At 60.0% G+C, this 13,638-nt stretch carries 14 protein-coding genes; 11 read left to right on the forward strand and 3 right to left on the reverse strand.

The annotated features are described in order from the left end of the window. Position 1: 1 nt before the first annotated feature. A complete protein-coding gene (locus tag BM235_RS19585) occupies positions 2-1,450 on the reverse strand; it encodes an MFS transporter (protein WP_090115915.1) in 1,449 nt (482 codons plus the stop codon). Between the two features lie 142 nt (positions 1,451-1,592). On the opposite strand from BM235_RS19585, the gene BM235_RS19590 reads away from it, so the two are divergent. The 4 genes from BM235_RS19590 (at position 1,593) to mnmH (ending at position 5,186) form a co-directional block, all read left to right on the forward strand. Beyond that, positions 1,593-2,024 carry a MarR family winged helix-turn-helix transcriptional regulator gene (locus BM235_RS19590; protein ID WP_090115916.1) on the forward strand — a complete coding sequence of 144 codons (432 nt, stop codon included), beginning with the start codon at positions 1,593-1,595 and terminating at the stop codon, positions 2,022-2,024. A gap of 87 nt (positions 2,025-2,111) precedes the next feature. Continuing rightward, positions 2,112-3,029 carry a ribonuclease Z gene (gene rnz, locus BM235_RS19595; protein ID WP_090115917.1) on the forward strand — a complete coding sequence of 306 codons (918 nt, stop codon included), beginning with the start codon at positions 2,112-2,114 and terminating at the stop codon, positions 3,027-3,029. Between the two features lie 31 nt (positions 3,030-3,060). Beyond that, entirely contained in the window at positions 3,061-4,110 is a 1,050-nt protein-coding gene (gene selD / locus BM235_RS19600) for a selenide, water dikinase SelD (protein ID WP_090115918.1), read from the forward strand. Between the two features lie 17 nt (positions 4,111-4,127). Continuing rightward, complete coding sequence (gene mnmH / locus BM235_RS19605; RefSeq protein ID WP_090115919.1) at positions 4,128-5,186, forward strand: tRNA 2-selenouridine(34) synthase MnmH; 1,059 nt, start codon at positions 4,128-4,130, stop codon at positions 5,184-5,186. 86 nt (positions 5,187-5,272) lie between these two features. On the opposite strand, the gene BM235_RS19610 is transcribed toward mnmH, so the two are convergent. Then, positions 5,273-6,034: a glucose 1-dehydrogenase gene (locus BM235_RS19610; RefSeq protein WP_090115920.1), complete on the reverse strand. Its 762-nt coding sequence runs from the start codon at positions 6,032-6,034 to the stop codon at positions 5,273-5,275. A gap of 170 nt (positions 6,035-6,204) precedes the next feature. On the opposite strand from BM235_RS19610, the gene BM235_RS19615 reads away from it, so the two are divergent. Both BM235_RS19615 and BM235_RS19620 read left to right on the forward strand, forming a co-directional pair. Next, a complete protein-coding gene (locus tag BM235_RS19615; protein ID WP_090115921.1) occupies positions 6,205-6,810 on the forward strand; it encodes a TetR/AcrR family transcriptional regulator in 606 nt (201 codons plus the stop codon). A gap of 158 nt (positions 6,811-6,968) precedes the next feature. After that, positions 6,969-8,516 carry a tetratricopeptide repeat protein gene (locus BM235_RS19620; protein ID WP_090115922.1) on the forward strand — a complete coding sequence of 516 codons (1,548 nt, stop codon included), beginning with the start codon at positions 6,969-6,971 and terminating at the stop codon, positions 8,514-8,516. Positions 8,517-8,654: 138 nt separating this feature from the next. On the opposite strand, the gene BM235_RS19625 is transcribed toward BM235_RS19620, so the two are convergent. Then, on the reverse strand, positions 8,655-8,840 hold the full coding sequence (locus BM235_RS19625; protein ID WP_090115923.1) for a sporulation protein Cse60: 186 nt from the start codon (positions 8,838-8,840) through the stop codon (positions 8,655-8,657). Between the two features lie 205 nt (positions 8,841-9,045). On the opposite strand from BM235_RS19625, the gene BM235_RS19630 reads away from it, so the two are divergent. The 5 genes from BM235_RS19630 to BM235_RS19650 all read left to right on the forward strand — a co-directional run bounded on the left by BM235_RS19630 (position 9,046) and on the right by BM235_RS19650 (position 13,626). Further along, positions 9,046-10,035, forward strand: a complete 990-nt coding sequence (locus tag BM235_RS19630; RefSeq protein WP_090115924.1) for a diaminopimelate dehydrogenase — start codon at positions 9,046-9,048, stop codon at positions 10,033-10,035. Between the two features lie 78 nt (positions 10,036-10,113). Further along, positions 10,114-10,317, forward strand: a complete 204-nt coding sequence (locus BM235_RS19635) for a hypothetical protein (protein ID WP_090115925.1) — start codon at positions 10,114-10,116, stop codon at positions 10,315-10,317. Between the two features lie 151 nt (positions 10,318-10,468). Then, entirely contained in the window at positions 10,469-11,671 is a 1,203-nt protein-coding gene (locus tag BM235_RS19640) for a type III polyketide synthase (protein WP_090115926.1), read from the forward strand. Next, positions 11,664-12,431: a methyltransferase domain-containing protein gene (locus BM235_RS19645; protein WP_090115927.1), complete on the forward strand. Its 768-nt coding sequence runs from the start codon at positions 11,664-11,666 to the stop codon at positions 12,429-12,431. Before BM235_RS19640 ends, BM235_RS19645 begins: the two co-directional genes overlap by 8 nt. Continuing rightward, positions 12,412-13,626, forward strand: a complete 1,215-nt coding sequence (locus BM235_RS19650) for an NAD(P)/FAD-dependent oxidoreductase (protein ID WP_255374482.1) — start codon at positions 12,412-12,414, stop codon at positions 13,624-13,626. The genes BM235_RS19645 and BM235_RS19650 overlap by 20 nt, the downstream gene beginning before the upstream one ends. Positions 13,627-13,638 lie beyond the last annotated feature (12 nt).

Below are 13,638 nucleotides of genomic sequence, written 5' to 3' on the forward strand. Positions count from 1 at the left end.
ACTAAGCGTTCAGCGGCTTCTCGCGGGCGCTGCGCCTGGCGGACCAGAGCCGCCAGCCGGTCAACAGCGCGCCGACCATGCAGATGGCCGAAGCGGCAAGAAAAACGACGTGCATGCCGGCGAGAAACAGATCGGAACTTACGGAGCCGAAATCTTTGATTCGGCTCCCGGCTTTCGCGCTCATGACGGCGAAGAGCGTCGTCGTGGCCAGCGTGATGCCAGCGACCATGCCGACGTTGCGAATGAGCGCATTGATGCTGCCGGCGATGCCTAGTTGCGTCTTGGGCACTTTGGACATGACAAGCGAATTGTTCGGCGACTGGAACAAGCCGCTGCCGAGACCCAGGAGCGCCATCCAGGCGCCCGCGAGCGCAATGGAACTGTCCCCGTCGAGCCTGGACATGCCCAGCTGCGCGACGACGAGTACGATGAGGCCGATGAACGTCAACAGTTCGGAACCGATCTTGTCGGAGAGAGCGCCGCTTAACGGCGCGACGACAACCATGACGATCGGGAAAAGCATCATGAGCAATCCCGCTTGGGACGGCGTCAAGCCGAGAACGTCCTGAACGTAAAAGGGAGCGACGATGTTAAAGCAGGAATTAGATACGAAAACGAGAAAACCGCATAAAATGCTGAGCGAAAAGAGCGGATTGCGAAACATCGACAGCTGCAAAAGCGGCGAAACGGTCCTTTTCTCGAAACGGATAAAATAAACGAACACGATTGCCGATACGACTAGCGACGACATGATCCAAGGCTGGCCGTACCCATATTGCTGCCCGAGCAGCAGGCCGGCGAACAGCAATAAAATAAAGACGGTGAACAAGGCGCTGCCGGCCGCGTCGATCTTGACTTTGAGCTTGGTGAGGTCCTCGGGAAGCTTCCGCCAGCCGATCGCGAGCGCTGCGAGTCCGACGGGAACGTTGACCCAAAATATATACTCCCAGCCGAGGCTGGATAAAATAATTCCGCCAAGACTCGGACCGGCGATAATGCCAAGAGAAACAAAGGTGCCGGTTAGACCCAATGCTTTCCCTCGTTCGCTGCCGGGGAAAATGTCCGTGACGATGCCCTGGCTGTTCGCCATCGTCATCGATGCGCCGAGCGCTTGGACGAGGCGCGAAGCTACGATCGCCGTCAGGCTGGTGCTGAGTCCGCACAATAAAGAACCGACCGTAAAGATCATCATGCCTAATCGAAATATTTTAATTTTGCCTATGATGTCGCCGAGCTTCCCGAAGAACAGAATTGCCGCGCAGATCGTCATTAGATAGGCGGTGACGATCCATTCGGTCTGCGCGACGGGAAGCCGCAGCTCCCGCGAGACGACGGGAAGGGCGATGTTGACGATGCTGCCGTCCAACGTAGCCATGAACGTGAACAGATTAAGGATGACGAGAATGAGCCAACGGTTTTTCTGGATGATCGGATCGTCCTGGTAAGTCATCGAATGCCAACCTTCCTTTTCGTTGCATGGTTGCGAACGCAACTAATTTGGGCAAGGCTAGTGTAACTCAATTTAGTTGCGACAGCAACTTATATGCGCTAAGCTATGACTATTCGATCGCAACGCCGGAAGGAGGCCAGACATGAGACCGTATACGGTAGGCAAGCTCATGTCTTTCATCAACCGCATCGCGCAGCGGGAGTTGGCTGAAAGGCTGAAGCCCCACGGTATCGGAAGCGGCGGGCAACACAGCTACCTTAAAGCGATCCTGGCGACGCCCGGCATGAATCAGGACAAGCTGACGAGCGTGGTCAAATTCGACAAAGCCACGACCACCAGGTGCATCCGGCAACTGGAGGAAGCAGGGTACGTAACGCGTACGGTCGACGAGCAAGACCGGCGGTCGTACAGACTTTATCCGACGGAAGTCGCTACCGCCTTCGAACCGAAACTGCAAGCGATTTTAGACGATTATAACCGGTTGTTGACGGCCCATTTAACCGCTGAAGAGATCGATGCTTTGCATGCCCTGCTCCAGAAGATGTATGACGGACTCGATGAGCCGCTGCTTTAAGGTTCGGATTGGATTTATGCCATGGTCATTTGGCATCATAAGGCGTATTCTTGCCGATCGCCGGCGAAACCAAGCGAGGTGCGGTTCATGAAGCTGTTATTTTTAGGCACGAGCGCGGGCCGGCCGACCGCGCATCGCAACGTGACGTCGATCGCGCTCGTCTTCCCCGAGGATCAAAACCGGTTTTGGCTATTCGACGCCGGCGAGGGCACGCAGCATCAGCTGCTGAAGTCCAAGCTGAAGCTGGGCAAGCTGAACCGGATCTTTATCACGCATATGCACGGAGACCATGTGTACGGATTGCCTGGCATTTTAAGCAGCCGTACGTATTATGAAGGCGCAGGGAAGCTGGAGATATACGGACCGCCGGGATTGCGCGCATATGTGGATAGCGTGCTCCAATACAGCGAAGCGCATTTGAATTATGAGCTCGAGATCCACGAGCTTGAAGGAGACGGCGAAGCGTTCGACGACGGGCGCTTCAGGATCGAGACCGGCGAGCTGGCGCACCGCGTCCGCAGCTTCGGCTACCGGATCGAGGAGCATCCCCGTTCGGGACAGCTCGATTTGGCGTATCTGGCCAGCCGCGGCGCGGCGCCCGGCCCGCTCTACGGCAAGCTCAAGCGCGGCGAGGATATCGTGCTGCCGGACGGCTCCGTCATCCGGGCGGCCGATGCCGTCGGTCCCTGCTCGAAAGGACGAATCGTCACGATTTTAGGCGATACGGTCAAATGCGATCGCGCAGCCCGATTGGCCAAGGATGCCGATCTGCTCGTCCATGAAGCGACTTTCGGCATCGGGCTGGAGGAAAAGGCGGCGCTATATGGCCATTCGACGTTCCTGCAAGCGGCGGAGACTGCCGCGGCGGCCGGCGCCAAACGGCTTGTCGTCAGCCATATCAGCGCGAGGTACGCCGACGAGGACGTCGAAGCGCTGATCGGACATGCCGGCGCGGTATTCCCGAATATCGAGGCCGCTTACGACTTCAAGGAAGTGTGCATTTAAAGCCGCAGAACGTAGGAGGAGATTCGGAACGATGAGCGCATCAGAAAAAATCAAATTGACCTCGCTGTCGAGCAAGGGCGGCTGCGGCTGCAAGATCGGACCCGGGGATCTGTCCGAGGTGATCCGAAGTTTGCCGGCAGGACCTGCTGATCCCAACCTGCTCGTCGGCATCGATACGAGCGATGACGCTGGCGTGTACAAGCTAAGCGACGAGCTGGCGATCGTGCAGACCGTCGACTTTTTCACGCCGATCGTGGACGACCCGTACGCGTTCGGCCAGATCGCGGCCGCCAACGCCATCAGCGATATTTACGCGATGGGCGGCAAACCTTTAACGGCATTAAATATCGTTGCGTTCCCGATCACCACGCTGGACAAGCAAATACTGGCCGACATTTTGCGCGGCGCAGGGGATAAAGTGCGAGAGGCGGGGGCGACGCTCGTCGGCGGCCACTCCATCGACGACAAGGAGCCCAAGTTCGGGCTTGCCGTCACCGGCGTCATCCATCCGGATCGCGTCAAGACGAACGCGGGCGCCAAGCCGGGCAACAAGCTTATACTGACGAAGCCGATCGGCGTCGGCATTCTCACGACTTCGATCAAAAACGATCGGCTGAGCGAGAGCGAGATCGCGCGCGTGACGCAAGTGATGGCCACGCTGAACAAGATTGCCGCCGAGACGATGGCCGGCTATACGGTGGACGCTTGTACAGACGTCACCGGCTTCGGGCTGCTTGGACATACGCTCGAGATGGCCAAAGGCAGCGGCGTGGGCATCCGTATTCGCCAAGCGGACGTGCCTGTGCTGCCTCGCGCGCGAGAGCTCGCGGAGAGCGGTCTCGTACCGGGCGGCACGAAAAAGAATTACGAGCACGTATCGCCGCACGTGACGTTCCCCGAAGCGATGGATCAGACCGACCGCTGGGTGCTTTGCGACGCGGTCACCTCGGGCGGCCTGCTCATCGCCGTGGCCGGCGAACAGGCGGAAGCGCTGCATGAAGCGCTGATCGCGGCCGGCGTCGAAGCGCGCATCGTCGGCGAGACCGTCGCCGAGCATCCGGGACAGATTGTCGTTGTTTGACGGAGGAGCGTACCAGCATGTTCACTGACATCCCATGGACCGAGCTGTCCGAAAAACGGCTGCACAAGCCCGTAACGCTCATCGACGTCCGTTCGCCCGGCGAGTTCGGGAACGCCACGATTCCGGGCAGCGTCAACATTCCTTTGTTCAATGACGAGGAAAGGGCGGAGGTCGGCACGATCTACACGCAGGTCGGCACGGAGGCCGCCAAGGAGCGAGGGCTCGAGCTCGTATCGGCCAAGCTGCCGGCATTTATCAAACAGTTTTCCGCCATCCCGGGCGATAAGGTCGTATTCTGCTGGCGAGGCGGCATGCGCAGCAAGACGGCCGCGACCGTGCTGTCGCTCATGGGGATCTATAGCCAGTGCCTCTCCGGCGGCTATCGCGCCTACCGCCAGTGGGTGACCGAGCAGCTCGAGACGCTCGCTTTTTCCCCGACGCCGATCGTGCTGCAAGGCTCGACGGGTTCGGGAAAAACGGAAATATTACTTCGGCTGAAGCAAGAGGGCTTGCCCGTCATCGATCTGGAAGGCATGGCCGGACACCGCGGTTCGATCTTCGGAGGGATCGGCCTTCGTCCGAACAATCAGAAGACGTTCGATTCGCTGCTGCTTGACGCGTTAATCGAATACCGGGACGAGCCTTTCGTCCTGTTCGAGGCGGAGAGCAAACGCGTCGGCAAAATCGTCGTGCCCGACGTGTTGTACGGCGCGCGTTCGCGCGGCTATCAGATCACGCTCGAGCTCCCCGTGGAGGTCCGCGCCGCTCAAATTTTGCGGGACTACGAGCCTTGGAAGCATGAGCAGGCCTGCATCGCCTCATTCTCCCGCATACGCGAGCGCATCCATACGCCGATCGCCGCCGAGATCGACGGTTGCCTCAGAACCGGACGTTACGAGCCGGCGGTCGAGCTGCTGCTCACGCATTACTACGATCCGCTGTATGCGCATTCGACCGCTGCCGCGCTCGATTCCGGCATCCGCAACATGACGGTGGCAGCGGATTCGATCGAGACGGCTTACGCCGAAGTGAAGCGCGCGATAGAAGCGATCATAGGCAACGCTCAAGCGCTTTAAACGGATCGAAAAGACGCTTCCTTCCCGCTATCGCGGAATGGAAGCGTCTTTTTTATACGAAGTTCAACTGCTAGCCGCTCGTCAGATTAATAGGCCGACCAGCCGCCGTCCGCCGTCACGACGGTGCCGTTGACGAACGCCGAGTCGTCGGAAGCCAGGAACAGCGCGACCGATGCGATCGCCGCCGGATCGCCGACTTCCGTACGCTGCAGCGCCATGCCGGTCATCGCTTGCTCGAGACCGAACGGATCCGGCTGGGTGCCGCCGATGCCGATATTCGTCGCGACCGCGCCGGGCGCGATCGCGTTGCAGCGGATGCCGAGCTTGCCGTATTGGAACCCGACGTTTTTGGTCAGGCCGACGACGGCATGCTTGGAAGCCGTATATGCCGCGCCTGCGCGGGAGCCGAACAGTCCGCCGACGGATGCGGTATTGACGATAACGCCTTTTCCTTGCGCCTTCATAATCGGCAGCGCTTTGCGAATGGCCCGCATCGGTCCCGTCACGTTGATGTCCATCACGCGCGTCCACATGTCGTCGGTGACGGCTTCGGCGGACATCATGCCGTCCATGATGCCGGCATTATTGACGAGGACGTCTAGGCTTCCGAAGCTCTCGACGGCCGCGTCGATCATGCGGGACACGTCTTCTTCCTTGGAGACGTCGGCGACGACGCCCTTGGCCTGACCGCCTGCCGAAGCGATCTCGGCGACCACTGCTTCGACGGCCGCGCCGTTGATGTCGGCGACGATGACCTTCGCGCCTTCTTGCGCGAACAACAAGGCCATCGCTTTGCCCATGCCCGAGGCGGCGCCCGTAATTACGACGGATTTGTCCTGCAGCTTCATTCGAATCATCCTCCGGAAATTGTAATGTAGGCGATGTTGTTTGGCGACATCGTGTCGCCTATAATAATAACGAACGGGACGGGCTCCCGGCGTACACTTTGCCCGAATGTGTAGTCTATCCACAAAAAAAAAGGAACTTCGCAATCGCGCGAAAGGGGAAATCGATACGGATGGCGCGTGCGCACGAGTCCGATACGAGGGTCGTCCGGTCCCGCAAAGCGCTGAAGTCGGCGCTGCTGCAGCTGCTGTCGGAGAAGCCGTTCAGCCTGATCAAAACCAATGAAATCGCGAAGGCGGCCGGCATCAACCGGGTGACGTTCTACGATCATTTTTCCACGAAAGAAGAACTGCTGGACGAGCTCGTCCACGACGTACTTTCCGAATACGGCGACATCATCGAGGCCAGTCCGGGAGATGCGAAGGGGCTGGCTTCCTCGGACGAGCTATACCATACGATTCGCAGCTCGGTCAGGCATATCCAGAAGCACGCCGAATTTTACCGGATCATGCTGCTCACCAACGGCGTGCCCGATCTGTCCAACCGGCTTCACGACCAGATGAGCGCCTCGCTTCATAAAACGTTTCGAAAAGCAGGCGCGCTCTCGTCCGCGATCGAATACGACCTGTATATCGATTGGATCATCGGCGGCGCGATCGGCATTTATAAAAACTGGCTGCAAAACGGCCTGCGGCAAACAGAGGAAGAGATCGCGAAGCAAATGCTGATCATCACGACAGCCTCGAGCCGCGGTCTCGATCAGCCTCGCATGCGCTAACCCATAAATCGTCGAGCCGCAACGTCCGGCGCGGCCCGGCGATAGCTTCGTTTGGCGCACGCGGCCGTCGTGTGGTACGATGCCAAAGAACAATGGCGGTTTCCATACGGTCTGACGATGGCCAAACCATAAATTAGACGGAAGCAGGTAATTTCGGCATGGCAGCGACGGACAGTCAGAAATACCGATTCAGCGAAGCGCCGGTCTGGGATCTCCAGCGCGCGTATTACGAGCAGTTGGGCTTGAAGGCTTGGAACAACGACCAGGTCCCCCAATACATTACAAGCAATCCGATGATCGGAGCGGCTTACGCGGAGTTGATCTTCGGCTTTTTGCAGGACCGGGCGGCACAAGGAGAGACGGAGGAGACGGTCACGCTCGTAGAGCTGGGCGCCGGCGCGGGACGCCTGGCGTATCACGTGCTGCATGAGCTTTCCCTTCTTAAGTCGTACGCGGGCATCGCATTGCCGCCTTTGCGTTACGTCATGACCGATCTCGCGCTTAAAAACGTGGAAGGCTGGCGCCGGCATCCGGCGTTGGCCGCTTTTATCGAGCAAGGCATACTCGATCTCGCGACGTTCGACGCGGAGCACGATACGGAGCTGAAGCTGCTCGTCTCCGGCGAGACGATCGTGCCCGGGCAGCTTCGCCAGCCTTTGCTTGTCGTCGCGAATTACTTTTTCGACGCCATTCCGCAGGAGCTTATTTACATCGGGGAAGGCCTTGTATACGATTGCGATGTCGTCGTCAGTCAGGCCGATCCCGATTCGGGATTGACGCTGTCGGAGCAGCTCAAACAAATCACGCTATCCTATGAGCACCGGCGGGCGCAGCGGTATGAGGAGGATCATTACCCCTATCGCGACGTGATCTCGCTGTATCAGCGGGAGCTTGAAGATTCGCACGTGCTTTTTCCGGAGATCGGCTTGCGGTGCCTGGAGCGGCTGGGGCGGCTGTCGCGCGCCGGCTTCGCGATGATCACGGCGGACAAAGGAGACCACCGGCTGGACAACTGGCGCTTCGCGGAGCCGCCGCAGCTCGTCCATCACGGCAGTATCTCCCTGACGGCCAACTACCACGCCATCCAGCATGTCTTCGAGAGCAGGGGGGCGGAAGCGCTTTTCACCGACCATCATTACAAGAACATCAATGTAGCCTGCATCCTTATGCTGGAATCGCCCAAGCGATACGTGAATACAAGACTTGCGTACCGCAAGAGCGTAGCACGGTTCGGGCCCGACGATTTCTTCAGCTTGAAGCTATTGGCCGACCGCGAGATCGAGACGCTGCGTCTACAGCAAATTCTCGCGTTCTGGCGCCTCGGCGGCTACGATGCGGAGTGGTTCATTCAGACCGCCAAGCGCATCTCCAGCCTGCTGGAGGACGCGAACGACGAAGAAAAGCTGGATTTGCGCAGCGGCATTCTCCGGATGTGGACGTCGTTCTATATCATGCCGCAGCGCTACGATCTGGCGCTCGACGCCGGCCTGATCCTTTTCGAGATGGACATGTACGAGGATGCCAAAACGCTGCTCGACGCTTCGGCTCAGGCCGACGACGATCCGATATCCACCGTGTACTTCTGCCTTGCGATCTGCAGCTTGGAGCTGGAGCGGGAGGACGAAGCGCGAACGTATCTGCAGCGGGCGCTTGCGCTCGAGCCCGACCATGAGGAGGCGCTCACGCTGCTGGAGGCGTTAGGTTGAGGGTTTTGAGCGATTAAAAGCTCTGCCCGCCACATAGGGGAATAGAAAAAACAGCCTTGGAGCGATAAGTCGCCCAGGGCTGTTTTTCGTATCGGTCCATACGCTCGGAAAAGGATCACGCAAGCAAAAGGGAAACGATTACTTCGTTTTGTATACAACCAGGATCGAAGCTCTTTGATGGACGACGCCTTGCGTCTGCGACTTCGCGTAAGAGCCATAAAGAATGTTGACGACTTGTTCTTCTTCCAAGCCGGCCAAAAATTCGTTGGCTCTTTTTTCTGCGAGCGAGTATTCGGTATCGAGGAATTCCTTTAGTTGGATCAAGCTTGAACGCTCCTATTCAAGGTAGGTTGAGAGATCTTCGTCTCATCATAGCACAAAATACGCGCATGTCCACCTTAACGAAGCGCAGTACGGCTGGAAGTTATGAAAGAATGATGTCAGTGTGTAATGCCGAAAAATCAAGCTTTGCAAGTTACATCTCATGTGAGTTATACTTTTGTGGATATTCGCTAAGGGGGAAACGATCATGTCGTCCAAAATCAGGATCGGAATCGTCGGCTACGGCAATCTGGGCCGCGGCGTACATAAGGCAATCGGTCAAAACGAGGATATGGAGCTCATCGCGATCTTCACGCGGCGCGACGCCGCCCGGATGAGCGCTGAAACGAACGTAAAAGCGAGATTCGAATCGATCTCCGATATCGAACGCTTCAGAGGAGAGATCGACGTGATGATCCTTTGCGGGGGCTCGGCGACGGATTTGCCGGAGCAGACCCCGGTGGTCGCCGCCCGGTTCAATACGGTCGACAGCTTCGACACGCATGCGAAAATTCCGGCGTTTTATCGCGCGGTCGACGAAGCGGCACGTCAAGCCGGGACCGTAAGCGTCATTTCGACCGGCTGGGATCCCGGACTTTTTTCGATGAACCGCTTGCTGGCTGAAGCGATTCTGCCGCAGGGCAAGGAATATACGTTCTGGGGGAAAGGCGTCAGCCAGGGTCATTCGGATGCGATCCGGCGCGTACACGGCGTCAAAGCGGGCGTCCAGTATACGATTCCGGTCGAAAGCGCGATCGCGAGCGTGCGCAGCGGGGAAAATCCGGAGCTTGCGACGCGGGACAAGCATGAACGCCTTTGCTACGTCGTCGCTGAGCCGGGAGCGGACACGGCCGCCATCGAGCGCGAAATCAAAGAGATGCCCAACTACTTTTCGGACTACGACACGACGGTCGAATTTATTAGCGAAGAGCAGCTGCAGACGGAGCATAGCGGCATGCCGCACGGCGGGTTCGTTCTCCGCAGCGGCGCGACGGGAGACGGCACGCAGCAATTGATCGAATTCGGCTTGAAGCTGGGCAGCAATCCGGCGTTCACCGCCAGCGTCTTGGTCGCTTACGCGCGCGCGGCGGCTCGGCTGTCCCGCGAAGGCGCCTCCGGCGCGAAGACCGTGTTCGACATTCCGCTCGGCCATCTGTCTCCTCATGCGGCCGAAGCGCTGCGCGAACGCTTGTTATAATGCCGGCTAGCGCCGTTATCGCGACTTGAGCATGGATTTGCTATAATATTGGCAATCTGCGATTAATGGAGAGCGAGTATGACACTACCGATTATTCTAGTCGTCGTCGTGATGGTCGCCGGCTTCGCGGCGACGATCGCGATCGGGCAATCGAGGACCAACAAAGAAGGCAATCCGGACTATTTTCGCCAGACGGGCAAGAAATGGGCGAACCTGAGCTGGATTTACGTCGTCTGTACGGTTGTCATCGTCGCCGTGCTGATTTATGCGTTAAACCGATAGTCTTTGTCTAGCGAGCCGCGCTTCGCGCGGCTTTTTTGCGTTCTTTTTTAGCGCTATAAGGCGCGTTTACATATTCGGATACCTCCCGGAATACAGTGAAGGATAGCAGCTTGTCTCGCGAAATCCGAACGCAAAGGGGTTGGATCGTAAGATGCGAACGATAGAGCCGTCGATCGAGATGCTCGGCATCGGGACCGCAGTGCCGCCTCACAAGCTGGACCAGCTCGACACGGCCCAGCGCTTGGCCGAAGCTCTTCGAGAGACGCCAGACGCGGCTCGTTGGGCCAGACGCCTGTTCAAGCAATGCGGCGTGTCAACCCGCTACACCTGCGAGCCTGCGCTGCTAGAGCCGGCGGAGAGCAACCGTTATTTCGCCCAGCTGTCGGGACTTCCAGTTCCTGTTACCTCTCAACGCATGGCAACCTACAAGGAGGCCTCGGTGCCGCTCGCGCTTCGCGCGGCATCCGCGGCGCTCGCGGACTCGCGCGTATCGCCATCAGAGTTGACGCATTTGCTGACGGTCAGCTGTACCGGTCAATATCTGCCGGGACTCGATACCGTGCTAGCCAAGCAGCTCGGATTAAGGGATACGGTCAATCGGATTCCGCTGACCTTCCTTGGCTGCGCGGCCGGACTCAAGGCGATCGGCATGGCGAGGGATATCGTGAGCGGGCAGCCTGACGCGGTCGTGCTTGTCGTTTGCGTCGAGCTTTGCACGCTCCACATTCAGCCCTCCGCCGAGAAGGAGGCGCTCTTCGGCGCGTCGTTTTTCGGAGACGGAGCGTCCGCCTGCGTGATCGGCGCAGCGGGAGACGACAGCAAAGAAGCGTTCGAACTGGGAAGGCCGATCAGCGCGTTGCTGCCGGAGGGCGAAGGAGAAATGGTCTGGGAAGTAGGCGATCACGGCTTCGACCTCTATCTGTCCTCTCGAATTCCGGCTTTGATTGGCCGGTACCTGCCGGACCGCCTGGCGACTTTGCTGGGCGAGCAAGAGTCGTTGCCCGGCATATGGGCGATTCATCCGGGCGGAAAAGGAATCATCGACGCGCTCGAAGCGGAGCTTGGACTAGAAGACAAGCACACCCGGTACAGCAGAGGCGTGCTGCGCGACTTCGGCAATATGTCTTCCGCGACGCTGCTATTCGTGCTGGACGCCATTCGGCTGGCAAAACGCGGTGAAGGCGCTCCATATACGGAAGGGATTTGTCTCGCGTTCGGGCCGGGGCTTTCCTGCGAGCTGCTGCCGATCGCGTTTCGGCCGGGAGAGCGGACTGCGGCGCATTCGGGGACGGTCCGCGGCAAAGAGCAAGATTGCGAGTCGAGCGATGAAACGAGGCTGGCCTCGCATGTTTAGGACGTTCGAGGCTCGCGCGAAAGCCTCCGAGCTGATGGACGATCTCGCGCAGGGCGGAGCCGAGCTGCGCGAAGCGCTTCGGCATTTGCGCAGGCTGAACCGGCTGTTCGCCGCCTCCGGCCGCACGCTGTTCGGCGTCGCCAGGCTATGGGAGCAAGCGGGACGTCCGAGACGACTGACGGTGCTCGACATCGGGGCAGGCGCGGGCGACGTCAACGCGGCGCTGCTCCGGTGGGCCGACGCGCGCGGCGTCGCGATCGGCATCACGCTCGTCGACCGGACGGAAGAAGCGTGCGCCGAAGCGCGGGCATTGTATGCCGGCGAGCCGCGCGTAACCGTCAAGCGGCGCGACCTGTTCGCGCTGGAAGAAGGGACGGCGGACATCGTGACCGCGTCCCAGTTCGTCCATCATTTTGAAGACGGGGAGCTGCCCGACGTCGCGAGAGCCATGCTGCGGGCATCCAAATTGGGCATCGTCATTCAGGATATCCACCGTCACTGGCTCGCTTGGACGGCCGTGTGGCTGGCCGCCAGACTCTTATCGGGCAATCGATACGTCGTAAACGACGGTCCGCTGTCGGTCGCGAAGGGCTTCCGGGCGGCGGATTGGGAGAGGCTTCGCGTGCGGCTCAACCAGAGCGGGTTCGATTACAGCTGGCGGCCGTTGTTCCGATACGTCGTTACGGTGCCGAAGGCGGCTGCTTCAAGGACGGGCTCGGACGGAACGGAGGCGGGTTGGCTTGAGCGAAGTCAAAGATAGCGAGTCCAAAGCTAGCGAAGTCATAGAAAGCGACGCCACATCTTACGAAACGATGGACGTGGCGATTATCGGCGCGGGCATTGCCGGCAGCGGACTGGCCAAAGCGCTTGCGGACCGCGGGCGGAAGGTGCTGCTGATCGACCGGAAAGCATTTCCCAGGCATAAGGTATGCGGGGAATTTCTGTCGCCGGAGTCGATTGGCATCCTGTCCGATCTCGGCTTCGCGCCGGCGATCCGGACGCTCGGACCGGCAGAAATTCGCGCGACGCGGATCCATGCCTTCGGCAGCGCGCCCTTGCGCATACCGCTGCCCGGCGTGGCCTGGGGGCTCAGCCGCCATGCCCTCGACGAGGCGCTTCATCGCGAAGCCCGTCTTGCTGGCGCCGAGATCGCGACGGGGACGACCGTCGTATCGATGCGGCGCGAAGCGGACGGCTACGCGCTGAATATCGTGCGCGGCGGCCGCACGCATGTCGTACGGGCGCGAGCCGTTGTCGGCGCATGGGGCGGAGGTGGCCGCGTACCCGATATGACCGGCGAGGAGCGAAAGAATAAACATCCAGGCTCGCCTTATTTAGGCGTCAAAATGCACTTTGCCGGCGTCGAAGTCGCGGATGAGGTAGAACTCTACTTTTTCGAAGGGGGATATCTGGGTTTGTCGCCCGCAGGGAACGGCATCGCGAATGCCGCCGCGATGCTCGACAGGCGCGCGATCCGGAATGCGCCGACCGCCGTGCACGAGTGGCTCGCGCTCGCGCGGTCTCGCAGCCCCGCGCTCGATCGGCGGCTTACCGGAGCGAGGCCCGTGCCGGGCACGCAAGCCGCAGTCGCGCCCGTACGGTTGTACGCCAAGCCGGTCCCGTGGGACGGTATCCCGCTCATCGGCGACGCGTGCGCAACGATACCGCCGCTGTGCGGGGACGGCATGTCGATGGCGCTACGCGCCGCGCAGCTGTGCGCGACGTCCGCGGAGCGCTACCTTTGCGGAGCGCTGTCCCTCTCCGAATGGGAGGAAGACTTCGCCCGCGCGATCCACGGCGCATTCAGCGGCCCGCTGCGCTGGGGGAACCTGCTGCAGCGCGCAGCCGGCCGACCGCTTCCGGCGCGAATCGCGCTGACCGCGGCGCGCTGCATGCCGGCGCTTGGCCGCCGGCTCGTGCGGGCGACCCGGCTCGGTCCGACGCCGCAAGTTTGACCCGTGTCGCGC

The sequence above is a fragment of the Cohnella sp. OV330 genome (genome assembly GCF_900112065.1).
Taxonomy (GTDB): Bacteria; Bacillota; Bacilli; order Paenibacillales; family Paenibacillaceae; genus Cohnella.

Coding starts and splice junctions, on each gene's coding strand:
- BM235_RS19585 (WP_090115915.1), bottom strand. CDS start 1,450: ATGACTTACCAGGACGATCCGATCATCCAGAAAAACCGTTGGCTCATT.
- BM235_RS19590 (WP_090115916.1), top strand. CDS start 1,593: ATGAGACCGTATACGGTAGGCAAGCTCATGTCTTTCATCAACCGCATC.
- rnz (WP_090115917.1), top strand. CDS start 2,112: ATGAAGCTGTTATTTTTAGGCACGAGCGCGGGCCGGCCGACCGCGCAT.
- selD (WP_090115918.1), top strand. CDS start 3,061: ATGAGCGCATCAGAAAAAATCAAATTGACCTCGCTGTCGAGCAAGGGC.
- mnmH (WP_090115919.1), top strand. CDS start 4,128: ATGTTCACTGACATCCCATGGACCGAGCTGTCCGAAAAACGGCTGCAC.
- BM235_RS19610 (WP_090115920.1), bottom strand. CDS start 6,034: ATGAAGCTGCAGGACAAATCCGTCGTAATTACGGGCGCCGCCTCGGGC.
- BM235_RS19615 (WP_090115921.1), top strand. CDS start 6,205: ATGGCGCGTGCGCACGAGTCCGATACGAGGGTCGTCCGGTCCCGCAAA.
- BM235_RS19620 (WP_090115922.1), top strand. CDS start 6,969: ATGGCAGCGACGGACAGTCAGAAATACCGATTCAGCGAAGCGCCGGTC.
- BM235_RS19630 (WP_090115924.1), top strand. CDS start 9,046: ATGTCGTCCAAAATCAGGATCGGAATCGTCGGCTACGGCAATCTGGGC.
- BM235_RS19635 (WP_090115925.1), top strand. CDS start 10,114: ATGACACTACCGATTATTCTAGTCGTCGTCGTGATGGTCGCCGGCTTC.
- BM235_RS19640 (WP_090115926.1), top strand. CDS start 10,469: ATGCGAACGATAGAGCCGTCGATCGAGATGCTCGGCATCGGGACCGCA.
- BM235_RS19645 (WP_090115927.1), top strand. CDS start 11,664: ATGTTTAGGACGTTCGAGGCTCGCGCGAAAGCCTCCGAGCTGATGGAC.